Here is a 16,223-nt window from a genome sequence, read left to right on the forward strand (position 1 = left end):
CGGCGCAGGCGGTGCGGGCGGAGGTGGGGGAAGGGGCGGAGTTGCAGCGCAAGCTGCAGTCAGGCACGCTGGATGCGGCGCTGGTCTACCAGCCGGAGTACGCGCCCGGCATGCATGTCGAGGCGCTGATGGAAGAGAAGCTGATCCTGATCCGCTCAACGCAGCGCGACGGCGGCTATGTCTATGTCGACTGGGGACCGGAATTCCGCCGCCAGCATGACAGCGCGCTGCCGGAGCATGCGCGCGCCTCGCTGTACTTCAACCTGGGGCCGCTGGCGCTGCAGTACATCCTGCAGTTCGGTGGCAGCGGGTATTTCCGGACACGCGTGGTGCAAAGCTACCTGGACAGCGGGGTGCTGGCGCGCGTGGAAGGCGCGTCAGAGTTCTCTTATCCGGTATTCCTTGTCTGCGCCAGGACCCCCGCAGGGGCGTCGCAGGATGCCGTGCGCATCCTGCGTGACATCGTGAGCGAAGAATCCGACTGGTCGCAGCGCTGGGACTTCCCGCAATAGCGCAAAGCGGTCAGATCCGGACCGGCACCAGTTGGCCCATCGGGCCGGGCACGGCCACCAGGCGCCATTGCCGCACGCGCCTCACCCGGCGGCCGCGCCCGCCGCCGCGCGGGGGGGGGGGGGCGCGGTTCCAGCCCGGCAAAGCGGCCATGCCGCTGCGCGCGTTCGAACACCGGCTCGGGCACCCGCGTCCCGATCAGCCAGGTGACGGTGCCTCCCAGTGCCACCAGTGCCAGCGCCAGGGCAATCCAGAGGACGGCTTCCATGTTCCCCGCTCCATCGAATAGGTATCTGTGCTTCCAGTATTGTGCAAAGCGTTCCGGCGGGTAAATGAAAGTTATTTCCACTTCATATCAATAAAATTGCATTCAAGCCGGCTTCTCCTTCAAACCTGGCCGTTCGGCTGCGGGAGGAAAAATCATCCTTTCCGACGAATCTCATAGACGCTGCACGGCAGACACTCAGCCGGTCACTCTCAAAAACACCAGGAGACCCCGCATGCAACGCCTGATCTTCGAAGCCGAACACGACGCCTTCCGCGAATCCGCCCGCCGCTTCTACCAGCGCGAGGTGGGGCCGCACGGCGAGCGCTGGCGCGAACAGGGCTGTGTGGACCGCGAAGTGTTCCGCAAGGCCGGCGAGCAGGGCTACCTGCTGATGTGGGCTGACGAGAAATACGGTGGCGCCGGCGTGGAGGACTTCCGCTATGAGCAGATCCTGATCGAGGAAAACGCGCGCCACGGCGACTCGGGCTTCTTCGGCACGCTGCACTCGCGGCTGGTGGCGCCGTATATCGGCCGCATCGGCAACGAGGAACAACGCCAGCGCCTGCTGCCGGCGGCCGCGCGCGGCGAGTCGATCTTTGCCATTGCCATGACCGAGCCGCAGGCGGGCTCCGACCTGGCCGGCATGCGCACGCGTGCCGAGGACCATGGCGACCACTGGGTGCTGAACGGCGCCAAGACCTATATCTCGAACGGCCAGCTGGCCGACTACGTGGTGGTGGTCGCGCGCACCGATCCGGAGCGCAGCCATGGCCTTGGCCTCTTTATCGTCGAGCGCGGCATGCCCGGCTTCGAGCGCGGGCGCAAGCTGCGCAAGATGGGCCTGCACTCGCAGGACACCTCGGAGCTGTTCTTCGACAACGTCAAGGTGCCCAAGGCCAACGTGCTGGGCGAGCCCGGCCAGGGCTTCCGCTACCTGACGCGCCACCTGGCCGAAGAGCGGCTGATTGGCGCCTGCGGCTACATGGCGTCGGCGCAGGTGGCGTTCGACCTCACGCTGGACTATGTCAAGGAGCGCAAGGCCTTCGGCCGGGCCATCGGCACGTTCCAGAACTCGCGCTTCAAGCTGGCCGAGCTGCGGGCGCAGCTGGATGCGCTGCAGACCTTCGTCGACCAATGCGTGCTGCAGCACAACGCCGGCACGCTGACCGTGGAGACGGCGGCGTCGGCCAAGCTGCTCACGTCGGAACTGCAGGGGCGCATGGTCGACGAGGGCGTGCAGCTGCACGGTGGCGCCGGCTATATGGAGGAGTACCGCATCTGCCGCATGTACACCGACGCGCGCATCTCGCGCATCTACGCCGGCAGCAGCGAGATCATGAAGGAGATCATCGGCCGCAGCCTGGGGCTGGATGACCGCGTGAAGGGGTAACCCGCCTGGCAGTGCAGACGGCACGGCCGGCAACGGCCGTGCCGTTTTTCATGGTTTTCCGATTGGCTGGGGTTTTCGCGCAGTTAAAGGCTTTTGTCAGCTTTATGAAAGCCGTTTGTAATGCGATTCGGTTTGAATGCGTGCGGGAGATCGTGTCCGGTGGCGTCTGATGCACCAGGACAGCAGGCGAGGGCACACCAGGACAGCCACGCTTCGCGGCCGCATTGGCGGGATCAGGGTCGGATGAATATTTGCCGCCCTGGTGCACCGTTCGGCGAGCACGGTCGTTTACCGTAGACCGTTGTCGAACCGAGCCTGACTGACCGTGCCTTTTGTCTTTTCCCGTATTGCCGTAGGTGCCCTGCTGCTACTGGGGGTTCTGGCCCGGCCCGCGGCAGTCCTTGCCGCCGAAGGCCCCGCCGATCCGCTTCCTTCCGCTGATTCCGCAGATGCTGCCGGTCCTTGCGTGCCGCCGCCGGCGGGCGCGACGCTGACCCTGGCGCAGGCGCGCCTGGACGCACTGCGCTGCAACCGCGACATCATCGCCGCCCGCCGCGGCGTCGAAGCCAGCCAGGCGGACATACAGATCGCTTCGCAGCGGCCCAACCCGGTGCTGAGCCTGGGCGTGACCAACATCAACCCGCATGCCGGCATCGGCTCGGGCAACCTGCGCAGCAAGACCGTGGATTCCACCCTGCGCGTGGACCAGCTGATCGAGACCGCCAACAAGGGCGGCCTGCGCGTGGACGCCGCGCGCAAGGCCAGCGCGGCCGCCGGCGAAGTGGTGCAGGCGGTGGTGGCGCAGCAGAGCGCCGCGGCGGAGCAGGCTTTTTATGACGCGGTGGTCAGCCAGGAGCGCGTGGCGGTGCTCAAGGAGATGCTGGCGCTCTACGACCGCACGCGCCAGGCCAGCGAGACCCGCCTGAAGGCCGGCGACGTCTCGCGCGCCGACGTGACCAAGCTGCAGCTTGACGCGCTGCGCGCGCAGAGCGACATGCGCCAGGCCATGACCGACCACGCGCGCGACAAGGCCCAGCTGGCGCAGGCCATGGGCGTGCCCGGCACGCTTGCCGGCAACCGGCTGGTGCCGGACTGGCCGCCGCTGGATACCCCCGTGCCGCAGGTCGATCCCGACACATTGCAGCGCCGCCCCGACGTGACTGCCGCCGAGGCCCGCCTGGCCGCCGCCGCCGCCGCGCGCGACCTGGCGCGCGCCGGCCGCGTGCCCGACGTGACCGTCGGCGCGCAGGCCGAGCACTATCCGGTCTCGGTCACCAATACCAACGGCAGCGGCAACAGCTACGGCGTGTTCCTGACGATCCCGCTGTACGTGCGCCACAGCAACGGCGGCGAGGCCCGCCGCGCCGAGGTGGACTACTACGCCGCGCTGGACGACCGCAACCGCGTGCTGCTGGAAGCCGGCAATGAGATGGAACGGCTGCGCAGCCAGCTCGAAGCCGCGCGCCAGTCACTGCGGCAGATGCGCGACGACGTGCTGCCCGCCGCCGAAAGCGTGGCCGGCAGCGCCGAGTTTGCCTACGGCAAGGGCGCCACCGGCGTGCTCGACCTGCTCGATGCCCGCCGCGCGCTGCGCCAGACCCGGCTCGATGCCGTCAGCGCCCAGGGCGATTACGCCAAGGCCCTGTCGGCCTACCGCGCGGCGCTGCAGACCTCCACGACCGGCACTGCGACGAGCTCGCGTCCCTGAACCGCAGTCCCAGCGAATCCAATGCACTCCCTCCTGTCACGCATGTCCCGCCGCATGTCTTCCGTCCATTTCCCCGCCGGCCTGCCCGCACGGCTTGCTGCCCTGTCCCTGTGCGCGCTGGCGCTGGCCGCCTGCGGCAAGTCTGAAGCGCCCAAGGCCGATGACGATCCCAAGGTCAGCGGCAATACCATCCAGTTCCCGGCCAGCGTGAAGACGCTGCCGGGCATCGCCGGCGAATCCGCCAGGACCGGCGGCGAGCGCATGCTGAGCCTGCCCGGCCGGCTGGTGTGGAACGAGGACAAGACCGTGCGCGTGTCGACGCCGTTTGCCGGCCGCGTCACCGAGATCCTGGTGCAGCCCGGCGCCACCGTGAAAGCGGGCCAGCCGCTGGCCAGCCTGACCTCGCCCGATTTCGGCGTGGCCCAGGCCGATGCGCGCAAGGCCGCCGCCGACAGCGCGGTCGCGGCCAAGGCGCTGGCACGGCAGCGCGAGCTGTACGGCGCCGGCATCATCGCGCAGAAGGAGCTGGAGCAGGCGCAGGCCGACGCCGCGCGCGCCGCGGCGGACCTGCAGCGCACCCAGGCGGCGCTGGCCCAGTACGGCGCGGCCGCGGGCGGCGCGGGCGCCTCAGGCATCGTAAACCAGCGCTTTGCGCTGCGCAGCCCGATCGACGGCCTGGTGGTCGAGCGCAACATCAACCTCGGCATGGAGCTGCGCCCCGACCAGCCGCCCGCCGCGCCGTTGTTCCTGGTGACCGATCCGACCACGCTGTGGGCACAGGTCGATGCGGGCGAGGCCGACCTGAGCCTGTTCAAGCCGGGCGTGGACGTGCAGCTCACCACCGCTGCCTGGCCCGGCGAGACCTTCTCCGGCACCGTGGTCAAGATCGCCGACTATGTCGATCCCACCGCGCGCAGCATCAAGGTGCGGCTGAACGTGCCCAACCCGGAGCGCCGCCTGAAGGCGGAGATGTTCGTCACCGCGAAGCTGCCGGCCGCGTCGTTCAAGGGCATCGCCGTGCCGTCCAAGGCCGTGTTCCTGGCCGACAACCGCAACTATGTGTTCGTGCGCACCGCCGCCAATACCTTCGAGCGCCGCCTGGTGCGCGTGGGCGTGACGCTGCCCGGCACCACCGAGCTGCTTGAAGGCGTGAAGGACGGCGAGACCGTGATCACCGACGGCAACCTCTACCTGCAGGACATCCTGCGCGATGCCACTGCCGTGAACGCGGCGCGTGCGTCCGAGAAGAAGTGAGGACGGCCGCCACATGATTTCGCGCATCGTCAGCTTTGCCCTGCACCAGAAGCTCTTTGTCTGGCTGGGCCTGCTTATCTTCGTCGGGGGCGGCCTGGCTGCATTCAAGAACCTGCCGATCGAAGCTTTCCCGGATGTCTCCGACATCCAGGTCAACGTCATCACGCTGTACCCGGGCCGCGCCGCCGAAGAGGTGGAGCGCCAGGTGACCATCCCCATTGAAACCGCGCTGGCCGGAACGCCCAACGCGGTGCGGGTGTTCTCGCATACGCAGTTCGGCCTGTCGTTCATGATGGTGACCTTCAACGACAAGGCCACCGACGTGACCGCGCGCCAGCAGATCCTGGAGCGCCTGCGCAGCGTGGACCTGCCCGACGGCGTGCATCCGGACCTGGCGCCGCTGTCCACCGCGATCGGCGAGATCTACCGCTTCCGCCTGACTGGCAAGGGCTATACCGCGCAAGAGCTGCGCACGCTGCAGGACTGGGTGGTGGAGAAAAACCTGCGCCAGGTGCCGGGCGTGGCCGACCTGGTCACCATCGGCGGCACCATCAAGCAGTACGAGGTCAATCCCAACCTGGCGCGCATGCGCGATGCCAAGATCTCGCTGTCGCAGCTGTTCACTGCGCTGCAGCGCGCCAACGCCAATGCCGGCGGCGGCGCCGTGGCGCACGGCCGGCAGCAGTTCCTGCTGCGCTCGCTGGGCAGCTTCCGCACCTCGGCCGATATCGCCAACGTGGTGGTGGCCGAGAACCTGGGCACCCCGATCCTGGTCAAGGACATCGCCGACGTGAGGGTCGGAAGCGCGCCGCCGCAAGGCCTGATGGGCCAGGACGACGAGGACGACATCGTCTCGGGCATCGTGGTGATGCGCAAGGGCGAGAACCCGTCGCTGGTGCTGGAGGCGCTGAAGAAGAGGATCGACCTGCTGGACGACCAGATCCTGCCCAAGGGCGTGAAGATCGTGCCGTACTACGACCGCTCCACGCTGATCGACAAGACCCTGCACACGGTGTTCGGCAACCTGGTCGAGGGCGCGCTGCTGGTGATGGCGGTGCTGTACCTGTTCCTGGCCAACGTGCGCGCCGCGGCAATCGTGGCGCTGATCATCCCGCTGGCGCTGTTGTCGACCTTCATCGGCCTGACCTGGGTGGGCATTCCGGCCAACCTGTTGTCTCTGGGCGCGATGGACTTCGGTATCATCGTCGACGGCGCGGTGATCGTGGTCGAGAACATCTTCAAGCGGCTGGGCGAGCTCAAGGCGCAGCAGATCAAGGACAGCAAGGCGCGCCTGCATGCGATCCTGCAGGCCACCACGGAAGTGGGCCGTCCGACCGTGTTCTCGATGGTCATCATCATTGCGGCGCACATCCCGATCTTCACGCTGCAGCGGCACGAGGGCAAGATCTTCGCGCCGATGGCCTACACGGTCACGGGCGCGCTGATCGGCTCCCTGATCCTCTCGCTGACGCTGGTGCCGCTGCTGTGCCACCTGCTGCTCACCAAGAACATCGCGCACGACGACAACTTCATCGTGCGCCACTGCAAGCGGCTCTATGAGCCGATGCTGGCCTGGGCGCTGGACCACAAGAAACTGGTGGTAGGCTCGGCGCTGGGCCTGCTGGTAGTGACCGTGGGCGTGGGCAAGTTCCTCGGCAGCGAGTTCCTGCCCGAGCTGGACGAAGGCTCGATGTGGGTCAGCTTCGACCTGCCGGCATCGGTCTCGACCGACGAGGCGCGCGACCAGGCGCGGCTGCTGCGCAGCGTGATCCGCAAGACCCCGGAGGTCAATACCACCATCTCCAAGGTCGGCCGCCCCGACGACGGCACCGATCCCAAGCTGATCAACACCGTCGAGATCCTGGTCGACCTGAAGCCCGAGAAGCAATGGCGCGACGGCTTCAACAAGCGCGCCATCATCGGCGAGATCGACAAGAACCTGCGCCAGCTCCCCGGCATCGAGCCCAATTTCTCGCAGCCGGTGCGCGACAACATCCTGGAGAGCATCTCGCAGATCAAGGGCCAGATCGTGATCAAGGTGCAGAGCGACAGCCTGGAGCAGAACAAGAAGGTGGCCGACCAGATCCTGGCCAACGTGCAGACGGTCAAGGGCGTGATGCGCGCCTTTATCGACCGTGACGGCGAACTGCCGCAGTACGTGCTGGAGTTCGACCGGGCCCAGGCCGCGCGCTACGGCATCAACGTGGCCGACGTGCAGGACCTGATGGAAACCGCGCTGGCCGGCAAGGCCGCGACCGAGCTGTGGGAGGGCGAGAAGCACTTCAGCGTGGCCGTGCGCCTGAAGCCGTCGGAGCGCGCGCTGCCGAACCTGCCCAATATCTTCATGCAGACCGCGGACGGCGCGCAGGTGCCGCTGTCGCAGCTGGTGACCTTCCGCGCGGCATCCGGCGCGATGAACATCAGCCGCGAGAACGGCCAGCGCACCACCTCGATCGGCATCTTTATCCGCGACCGCGACATGGGCAGCGTGGTCAAGGACATGCAGAAGCTGGTGGCGAAAAACGTCAAGGCCGACGACGTCAAGATCAGCTGGTCGGGCGAGTTCGAGAACCAGGAGCGCGCCATGGCGCGGCTCTCGATCGTGGTGCCGCTGTCGGTGCTGGTGATCTTCCTGCTGCTGTTCAATGCGTTCAAGTCGTTCAAGAGCGCCACGCTGATCATCTCGAACATCCCGTTCGCGCTGATCGGCGGCGTGTTCGCGCTGTTCCTGACCGGCATCCCGCTGTCGGTGTCGGCGGCGATCGGCTTTATCGCGCTGTTTGGACAGGCGGTGCTCAATGGCGTGGTCATGGTGACTTACTTCAACCAGCTGCGCGATGAAGGCATGCCGGTGCGCCAGGCGGTGCTGACCGGCTCGATGGACCGGCTGCGCACGGTGCTGATGACCGCGCTGCTGGCCATGCTGGGTTTGTTCCCGATGGCGATCTCGCGCGCCATCGGCTCGGAGACGCAGCGCCCGCTGGCCATCGTCATCATCGGCGGGCTGATCACCGCCACCATGCTGACGCTGATCGTGCTGCCCACCTTGTATGAATGGATGGTGGGGCGCAACTGGCCGGACGAAGAGGGCGAAGCGCCTGACGAGAACCGGTTGACGCCGTCGATTCTGGGCTGACGGCCGCCCTGCTTGACTGGCAATTTGCGCCCCTCTCCCGCGCAGCGGGAGAGGGGCGCCTTGTTCTGCGGCACGCATGCTCGCCCGCCGTCGCACACATGACGCGCTGACCGCACCATCCCCCCTCAGCAACCAGGTGCATGCCCCGCCGCGTGCCTCGCCCGCATTGCAATGTCGGAATAGTCTGACGCGCCTTTCGGAACCGGACGCCTGCTTCCCATACCCCCCCGGGCCTACTCTGTACTTACGGCATGGCCAGCAGCATAGCCGCCGGCCTCTCATGCGTACCTTTACGCAATCACCCGGAAAGGAGATCGACATGTTGAAGAAATGGCTGACCGCAGCAGTGTGTTCGATGATGGTTGCCGCACCGGCGGGATTTGCGCTGGCGCAGATGACCGCACCAACAACCACGTCCGGAACGGCTGCAACCGGGGCAAGGGCAGACTATGACGCCGCGGTGAAGCAGGCTGATGCGGACTACAAGGCTGCCTCCGCCAAGTGCAATGGCATGAAGGACAACGCCAAGGACGTCTGCAAGGCCGAGGCCAAGCGCGACCGCGATGTGGCCAAGGCCCAGGCCGAAGCCCGCCGCGACGGCACGCAGAAGGCGACCGCCAAGGCCGAGAAGACCAAGGCTGACCGCGACTATGACGTAGCCAAGGAAATGTGCGACGACAAGAAGGGCAACGACAAGGACGTCTGCAAGAAGGACGCCAAGGCCGCCCATGAAAAGGCACTGATGGCTGCCAAGGTCGACAAGGCCGCGGCGACCGGCACCAGTGCCGACGTGGCCGAAACCCGCGCCGACGCGAAGAAGGACGCCACCGACGCCGCCTACAAGGCCGACAAGGAACGCTGCGACGCGATGTCGGGCGATGCCAAGGACAAGTGCCAGGCCGATGTGAAGGCCAAGTACGGCAAGTAAGCCTTCGCGGCATCCCGCCAGCATTGGCGGGCCACGCACCGCACCACCCGCAAGGGGACGCCTCCGATGGCGCCCCCTTGCCATCGGATGAAGGAGCACGAGATGAACTGGGACCAGATCGAAGGCAAATGGGAACAAGCGAAGGGCAAGATCAAGGAGAAGTGGGGCAAGCTGACCGACGACGACATCGCGCAGATCAACGGCAAGCGTGACCAGCTTGCCGGCCGCATCCAGGAGCGCTATGGCTACACCAAGGAGCGCGCCGAGGAAGAAATGAAGGAGTGGGAACGGGACACGCGCTGGTAAGCAGTGCGTGGCAGCAAGGCAAGGCGGGACGCCAGCGGGCGTCCCGCCTTGCTGTTTGCGTGCCGCGCGTGCTCGATACCCCGGCACCCCCGGAACGAGGGGGGCGCCGGCGCGTATCGCACAGCATTAAGCGCGGATTAGCTCTGAATGCAACCGAATGATGCACGCGCCACCCGCGCAGGGCATAACATGTCGCGTCGCCGACCCTGCCATCCGCCCGGCTTGCCTTCGCGCTCCGCATGTACGCAGCCTTGCCCGCCTTCGTCTCGTCGATCTTCCTCGGTTACGGCCTCTATGTGCTGGTGACCAAGGGCGTGACGCGCGTCTCCACTTCGTTCTTCCTGCTGTGCGTGACCACCTTCGCCTGGCAGGGCACGTGGGTGTTCCTGTTCCAGTCCTCGCATCCCGATGTGGCGCTGGTGCTGGCCCGGCTCGGCTACCTCTTCATCCTGTTCCTGCCGACCACGTTCTACCACTTCATCGCCGAAGTCACCGAGAGCCGCCGCGAGCGGCCGCTGCTGCTGGCCTCGTACGGACTGAGCCTGGTGCTGGCGGTGCTGCTGCTGACCACCGACCAGGTAGTCTCCGGCTACTACAGCTATTTCTTCGGCGACTATCCCAGGGCCGGCCCGCTGCATCCGCTGCACCTGGTGCAGACGGTGCTGGTGGCGCTGCGCAGCGCCTGGCTGCTGGTGGCGGCGCGGCGCAATGCGACAGCCGAACGCCGCAAGCGCTACAAGCTGTGCCTGGTGGCGGTGGCGCTCTATTCGCTGGCGGCGGTGGACTACGCCGTCAACTACGGCGCAGCGTTCTATCCGCCGGGCGTGGTGTTCGTGGCGGCAAGCCTGGGCATCCTGGCGGTCAGCGTGGTGCGCTACGACCTGATGCATCCGTATTCGCTGGCCGCCACCGTGGCGCACGAGGTGCGCACGCCGCTGGCGACCATCCGCATGCAGGCGCAGGAGCTGGCGCGCACCTGGCCGCAGGTGCTGCACGGCTACCGGCTGGCGGTCCAGCAGGGGCTGTGCGAGGACCGCATGCGGCCCGGCCAGCTTGAGCGCGTGTCGAGCCTGGTCGGCGCCATCACGCGGGAAGTCGATGGCACCAGCACCGTGATCGACATGGCGCTGGCCTCGGTCACGCTGGAGCGGCTGGACCGCAGCAGCTTTGCCCCGCACGGCATTGCCGACTGCGTGCATGCGGCGCTGGAGCGCTACCCGTTCCAGGGCGAGGAGCGCGGCTGCGTGCAGGTGCGCGGCATCGACGCGGGCTGGCGCTTTGTCGGCTCCGACACGCTGCTGGTCTACGTGCTGTTCAATCTGCTGAAGAACGCGCTGCATGCGATCCGCGCGGCCGGCGGCGGCCACATCGACATCACCGGCGCGACCGAGGGCCAGTACCACGTGATCCGCTTTCGCGACACCGGCCCGGGCATTGCGGCCGACGTCATGCCGCGCATCTTCGATCCGTTCTTCTCCACCAAGGCGCATGGCACCGGTGCCGGCCTCGGTCTGGCCTTCTGCCGGCGCGTGATCGAGACCTTCGGCGGGCGCATTGAGTGCGAGTCGGTGCCGGCCGTGCATACCACCTTTACCCTCAGCCTGCCGCGCTTCACCGCCATGGCCGACAGCCGGCTGCGCACCAGCACCGCCGGCTGAGCCACGGCCGGCGGTGCCGGATTCAGACCCGCGCGGGGTCAGCCGCGCCTGGCTCAGCTGGCCAGTGCCGGCAGCGCCAGTTCATATTCCCTGACCCGTTCGATGATGCCCGCCGGAAAGCGCGTGATGCGCTTTTGCCGGTCGGCGAAGACGATCTGCTGGTAGCCCAGCGACACCGGCTTGCCCCCCACGCAGAAGCGGAACAGCAGGTACGCCGAGCACTGTCGCACCTGGAAGGTGTTCAGGTAGCAATCCACGCGCTGGAACGGGAACGTCTCCTCGACATACTCCTGGTGCGCGCGCTTGGTCACGAAGACGCCGCCGGCGGCCAGCAGGTTGTCGTGGATGCATTCATGGAACCACCGCTCCCGGCAAATGCCCTGCCACTCGAAATAGCGGGCGAAGTAGGTGTTCATAAAGGCATTGGAATCCTTGAGATAGATGTCGATCGCATGGTGGAAGGTCTTGTGCGAAGCGGTCTCGAACGCGTCGGGCGCCAGTTGGGCCGCGCCGCGGTTCAGGATTTGGGGGATCACGTCTCGCATCAACATAAGTTGACTCCTTGAGATGGCTGCAAGCGGCAGCCACGCCTGCCCCCGGGAAGGTTGGGGCATGGTGGCATTCTGTCCGCTTGGGCAGTGGCAAGGTGGGCGCTGAAGTGGGGGTTGCGGCACGTTCCGGCGCGTGACGCCCGGGCGACAAAATCCCCGGAATGCACGCCCGGGCCTGGCAATACCGGAGCGGCATGGATCGGCGTTAACCCGAGTAGTCTAGGTTTATAGACTTTTATATAGTCGTCCGGCCAGGACGACTCCGGGCGGCCCTCGCATCGCCCTTTTCCCCGACATTCACCGGCGTTTCCCGACCTCCCTTGCCGCATGGCAGACACCACGTCCAGCGAACTCCTCGCGCGCAGCCGCCAGCCGGTCTACCTGCAGCTGGCCACCATCTTCCGCCGCCAGATCGAAAGCGGCGCCTGGCGCGAGGGTGAGCGCATCCCGTCGCTGGAAGAGCTGTGCCGCCAGTACGGCGTGGCGCGCATGACCATGCACCATGCCTTGTCGATGCTCGATGAAGAAGGGCTGGTGGCGCGCTCGCGCGGGCGCGGCACCTTCGTCAAGGCGCCGTGCCAGGCGCGGCGGCAGGTGTCGCTGTCGACCAGCTGGGACGAGGCGGTGGCGGTGGGCGCGCAACTGGACACCGAAGCGATGGTCGAATCCGCCGGCAACGTGCCGCTGCCCGCCGATCTCGGCATGCCGTGCCCCGGTGAGCGCGCCGCCGAATACCACTTCCTGCGCCGGCTGCACCGGCTGGAAGGGCGGCCGTTCGCGGTGGGCGAGGTCTATATCGAGGCCGGCGTCTTTGCGCGCGAGCCCGAGGCCTTCCGCCAGGGCGCCTCGGTGCCGGTGCTGGACCGCTTCCCCGGCCTGTCGGTCAGCACCGCGCGCCAGCGCCTGTCGATCGTCGCGGCCGGGGCCGAATCCGCCGCCGCGCTGGCGCTTGCCGTGGGCGCGCCGGTGGCTGAGCTGCGCCGCTTTGCCTGTGTCCCGGGCGAGCGCGGCGAACTGATCGTCTACTACGCACGCATCGAATTCCCGACCGAGTTTGTCTGCCTGGATTTCGACCTGCTGGCGGCGCGGCCGCCCGGCCTGACGCCCCCAGTGCAACCAATGCCAACCTGCTGACCCAGAACCTGAGCGGAACCCGAGACATGGAAACTACCCAACCGATGAACGGCGCCGAGAGCCTGGTCAAGACCCTGCTCGCCAACGGCGTGGACACCTGCTTTGCCAACCCGGGCACCAGCGAGATGCACTTCGTCGCGGCGCTGGACCGCATCCCGGGCATGCGCTGCGTGCTGGGCCTGTTCGAAGGCGTGGTCACCGGCGCGGCCGATGGCTATGCGCGCATGGCCGGCAAGCCCGCGGCCACGCTGCTGCATTGCGGCCCGGGGCTGGCCAACGGCCTGGCCAACCTGCACAACGCGCGCCGCGCGCAGACGCCGGTGGTCAACATCATCGGCGACCAGGCCACCTACCACCGGCCGCTGGACGCACCGCTGACCGCGGATACCGAAGGCTGGGCCCGTCCGGTCTCGGTGTGGACGCGCACGGCCACGCAGGCTGCGTCCGTCGGCGCCGATGCCTCGTCCGCGGTGCAGGCCGCATGCGCCGCGCCGGGCGGGGTCGCCAGCCTGATCCTGCCTTCCGATGTGTGCTGGGATGCGGGCGGCGTGGTGGCCGCGCCGCTGCCGCCGCTGGCGGTGCCCAAGGTCTCGCCCGACGCCGTGCAGCAGGCCGCGCGCGTGCTGCGCTCGGGCCAGCCCACGCTGGTGGTGCTGGGGGGCAGCGCGCTGCGCGAGGCGCCGCTGGCCGATGCGCACCGCATTGCCGCGGCCACCGGCGCCCGCCTGATCTCGCCCATGTCCAATGCGCGCGTGTCGCGCGGCAGCGGCCGCCTGGCGGTGGACCGCGTGCCATATTCGGGCGACGTCGCGCGCGACAAGCTGGCCGGCATCCGCAACGTGATCCTGGTCGGCGCACCGGCGCCGGTGACGTTCTTTGCCTACCCGGGCAAGTCGCCGCGCCCGTACCCGGAAGATGCCGTGATCCACGTGCTGGCACGCCCGGAGGAAGACCTTGCCGAAGCGCTGGCCCGCCTGGCCGACGAGGTGGGTGCACGCAATGCACCGCTGCCGGCTGCCGTAGCGCCCGCATCCGTTGAGCCCGCCCGCGGCGCGGTCACGTCCGAGGCGGTGGCACGTACGCTGACCGCCTTGCTGCCCGAACAGGCGATCGTGGTGGAAGAGAGCATCAGCTTCGGCCGCGCCTTCTATCCGGGCACGGTCCATGCGGCCCCGCACGACTGGCTGCAGCTGACCGGCGGCGCCATCGGCGAAGGCCTGCCGCTGGCCGTGGGCGCGGCGGTGGCGGCGCCAGACCGGCGCGTGGTGGCACTGCAGGCCGATGGCTCGGCCATGTACACACTGCAGTCGCTGTGGACCATGGCGCGCGAGCAGCTCGACGTCACCGTGGTGCTGCTGGCCAACCGCAAGTACGCCATCCTGCTGGGCGAGCTGGCGGGGGTGGGGGCCAACCCGGGCAAGACCGCCCTGGACATGCTGGACATCGGCAATCCCGACCTGGACTGGGTCAAGCTGGCCAACGGCATGGGCGTGGAGGGCGCGCAGGCCAGCGACATGGAAAGTTTTGCCGACCTGTTCCGCATGGCCAATGCGCGCAAGGGGCCGTTTGTGATCGAACTGGTGATCTGAGCGCGGCGCTTTCCGCATTCAAAAATCCAGCCTTCGGCAGATGTGAATTGTTGCAATGCACAGACTGCGGCAAGCTCATTGCCGTGCCATGGAAGGCCCATGGCGGCACCATCAAAAGTGAAGGAGACTCCATGCCCCAACAAGAAGCGGCGGTGGGTCCGGACAAGGCTTATGCGGACCAGCTCGCCGCTGGCCAGTTCCGCATCCAGCATTGCCAGGACTGCAAGCGCCACGTGTTTTTCCCGCGCAATATCTGCCCGCACTGCGGCGGCGACACGCTCGCCTGGGTCGAGCCCAAGGGTACCGGCACGGTCTACTCCACCAGCGTGATCCGCCGCAAGCCGGATGCCGGCGGCGACTACAACGTGGTGCTGGTCGACCTGGATGAGGGCGTGCGCATGATGAGCCGTGTGGAAGGCATTGCGCCCGCCAGCGTGCGCATCGGCATGCGTGTGCAGGCGCGCGTGGCGCAGGGCAAGGAAGGCGAGGCCGCTCTCGTCGTGTTCGATCCGGTGGAGGGCTGAGGCCATGAGTTTGTCCAATTTGCGTGGCAGCGTCGCCATCGTCGGGGTCGGCCAGGCGGGCCTGGGCGAGGCCCACGGCAAGACTGAAATGGAAATCCTGGTGGAGGCCGCCAAGGCTGCCGTCAGGGATGCGGGCCTGTCGATGCGCGACATCGACGGCATCGCCACCGCCAGCGTCGGCGCCAGCATGTGGGTGATGCCGGTGGCCGAGTACCTTGGCATCAAGCCCAAGTTTGTCGACAGCACCATGATCGGCGGCTCCAGCTTTGTCTCGCACATGCTGCCGGCGATGATGGCGCTCGAATCGGGCCAGTGCGATGCGGTGCTGGTCTGCTACGGCAGCAACCAGCGCACCTCCACGGTTGGCCGCGCCGGCATCTCCAAGGTGCGCGCGGTGCTGGACCCGCAGCCGTATGAGCACCCGTACAGCCCGCTGCAGCCGATCACGTCATATGCACTCGCCGCGGCGCGCCATATGCACCAGTACGGCACCACGCGCGAGCACCTGGCCGAGGTCGCCGTGGCCGCGCGCAAGTGGGCGCAGCTGAATCCGGAAGCGATGATGCGGGACCCGCTCAGCATCGATGATGTGCTCAATGCGCGCATGGTGTCGGACCCGCTGTCAGTACGTGACTGCTGCCTGGTCACCGATGGTGCCGGCGCCTATGTGATGGTGCGTGCGGACCGCGCCAGGGATTTGGCCAGGCCGCCGGTCTATGTGCTGGGCAATGCCACGGCCACGTGGCACCGCCAGATCTCGTGCATGCCGGACCTGACTGTCACGGCCGCCAAGGAATCCGGCGAGCGCGCTTTCGCCATGGCGGGGCTCAAGCCGTCGGATGTCGACGTGGCTGAGCTCTATGATGCTTTCACCATCAATACGCTGCTGTTCCTGGAGGACCTGGGGTTCTGCGCCAAGGGGGAGGGCGGTCAGTTTGTCAGCGGTGGCGGCATTGCGCCGGGCGGGCGGTTGCCGGTGAACACCAATGGCGGTGGCTTGTCATGCGTGCATCCTGGGATGTACGGGATGTTCATTACCATTGAAGCGGTGCGGCAGTTGCGTGGGGAATGTGGGGAGCGGCAGGTGAGGGATGCTGAGGTTGCCGTTGTGCATGGGAATGGGGGGACGTTGTCGAGTCAGGCTACGGCGATTCTGGGGACTGCGGCGACGGTTTAAAGGGTGGCATTGGGGGGCTGGTTCGATGTTGTCGTAGGTCGACGGCCTTGTTCCGCCCTCCTGGGCGGGACAAAAGTGACTCGCCCGCAA

General features: G+C 67.4%; 13 protein-coding genes. 12 read left to right on the plus strand and 1 reads right to left on the minus strand.

The features are described 5' to 3' along the window. The 8 genes from AC3WON_RS29550 to AC3WON_RS29585 form a co-directional block, all read left to right on the plus strand. On the plus strand, nt 1-512 hold a 512-nt coding region (locus tag AC3WON_RS29550), incomplete at its 5' end, for a LysR substrate-binding domain-containing protein (RefSeq protein ID WP_492353332.1). A gap of 498 nt (nt 513-1,010) precedes the next feature. Continuing rightward, nucleotides 1,011-2,168 carry an acyl-CoA dehydrogenase family protein gene (locus AC3WON_RS29555; protein WP_114133891.1) on the plus strand — a complete coding sequence of 386 codons (1,158 nt, stop codon included), beginning with the start codon at nt 1,011-1,013 and terminating at the stop codon, nt 2,166-2,168. Nucleotides 2,169-2,493: 325 nt separating this feature from the next. Then, nucleotides 2,494-3,876, plus strand: coding sequence for a TolC family protein (locus AC3WON_RS29560; protein WP_492353333.1), 1,383 nt, complete (start codon nt 2,494-2,496; stop codon nt 3,874-3,876). Nucleotides 3,877-3,930: 54 nt separating this feature from the next. Next, a complete protein-coding gene (locus AC3WON_RS29565; RefSeq protein ID WP_492320707.1) occupies nt 3,931-5,130 on the plus strand; it encodes an efflux RND transporter periplasmic adaptor subunit in 1,200 nt (399 codons plus the stop codon). Between the two features lie 13 nt (nt 5,131-5,143). Next, nucleotides 5,144-8,266: an efflux RND transporter permease subunit gene (locus AC3WON_RS29570; RefSeq protein WP_492353334.1), complete on the plus strand. Its 3,123-nt coding sequence runs from the start codon at nt 5,144-5,146 to the stop codon at nt 8,264-8,266. A 319-nt stretch (nt 8,267-8,585) separates the two neighbouring features. Continuing rightward, nucleotides 8,586-9,194, plus strand: a complete 609-nt coding sequence (locus tag AC3WON_RS29575; RefSeq protein WP_492320709.1) for a hypothetical protein — start codon at nt 8,586-8,588, stop codon at nt 9,192-9,194. 102 nt (nt 9,195-9,296) lie between these two features. Then, a complete protein-coding gene (locus tag AC3WON_RS29580; protein ID WP_454750397.1) occupies nt 9,297-9,500 on the plus strand; it encodes a CsbD family protein in 204 nt (67 codons plus the stop codon). Between the two features lie 239 nt (nt 9,501-9,739). Next, on the plus strand, nt 9,740-11,158 hold the full coding sequence (locus tag AC3WON_RS29585) for a sensor histidine kinase (protein ID WP_492320710.1): 1,419 nt from the start codon (nt 9,740-9,742) through the stop codon (nt 11,156-11,158). Nucleotides 11,159-11,211: 53 nt separating this feature from the next. On the opposite strand, the gene AC3WON_RS29590 is transcribed toward AC3WON_RS29585, so the two are convergent. Then, nucleotides 11,212-11,709, minus strand: a complete 498-nt coding sequence (locus AC3WON_RS29590; protein ID WP_010810373.1) for an acyl-CoA thioesterase — start codon at nt 11,707-11,709, stop codon at nt 11,212-11,214. A gap of 327 nt (nt 11,710-12,036) precedes the next feature. On the opposite strand from AC3WON_RS29590, the gene AC3WON_RS29595 reads away from it, so the two are divergent. The 4 genes from AC3WON_RS29595 (at nt 12,037) to AC3WON_RS29610 (ending at nt 16,133) form a co-directional block, all read left to right on the plus strand. Further along, entirely contained in the window at nt 12,037-12,843 is an 807-nt protein-coding gene (locus AC3WON_RS29595) for a GntR family transcriptional regulator (RefSeq protein WP_492320711.1), read from the plus strand. Between the two features lie 44 nt (nt 12,844-12,887). After that, a complete protein-coding gene (locus tag AC3WON_RS29600; RefSeq protein ID WP_492320729.1) occupies nt 12,888-14,432 on the plus strand; it encodes an acetolactate synthase large subunit in 1,545 nt (514 codons plus the stop codon). Nucleotides 14,433-14,563: 131 nt separating this feature from the next. Beyond that, nucleotides 14,564-14,956 (plus strand): Zn-ribbon domain-containing OB-fold protein, encoded by a 393-nt coding sequence (locus tag AC3WON_RS29605; protein ID WP_051591783.1) that lies wholly within the window; start codon nt 14,564-14,566, stop codon nt 14,954-14,956. A 4-nt stretch (nt 14,957-14,960) separates the two neighbouring features. Beyond that, nucleotides 14,961-16,133 (plus strand): thiolase family protein, encoded by a 1,173-nt coding sequence (locus tag AC3WON_RS29610; protein ID WP_492320712.1) that lies wholly within the window; start codon nt 14,961-14,963, stop codon nt 16,131-16,133. Nucleotides 16,134-16,223 lie beyond the last annotated feature (90 nt).

It is taken from the genome of Cupriavidus sp. FW305-46, assembly GCF_058787075.1.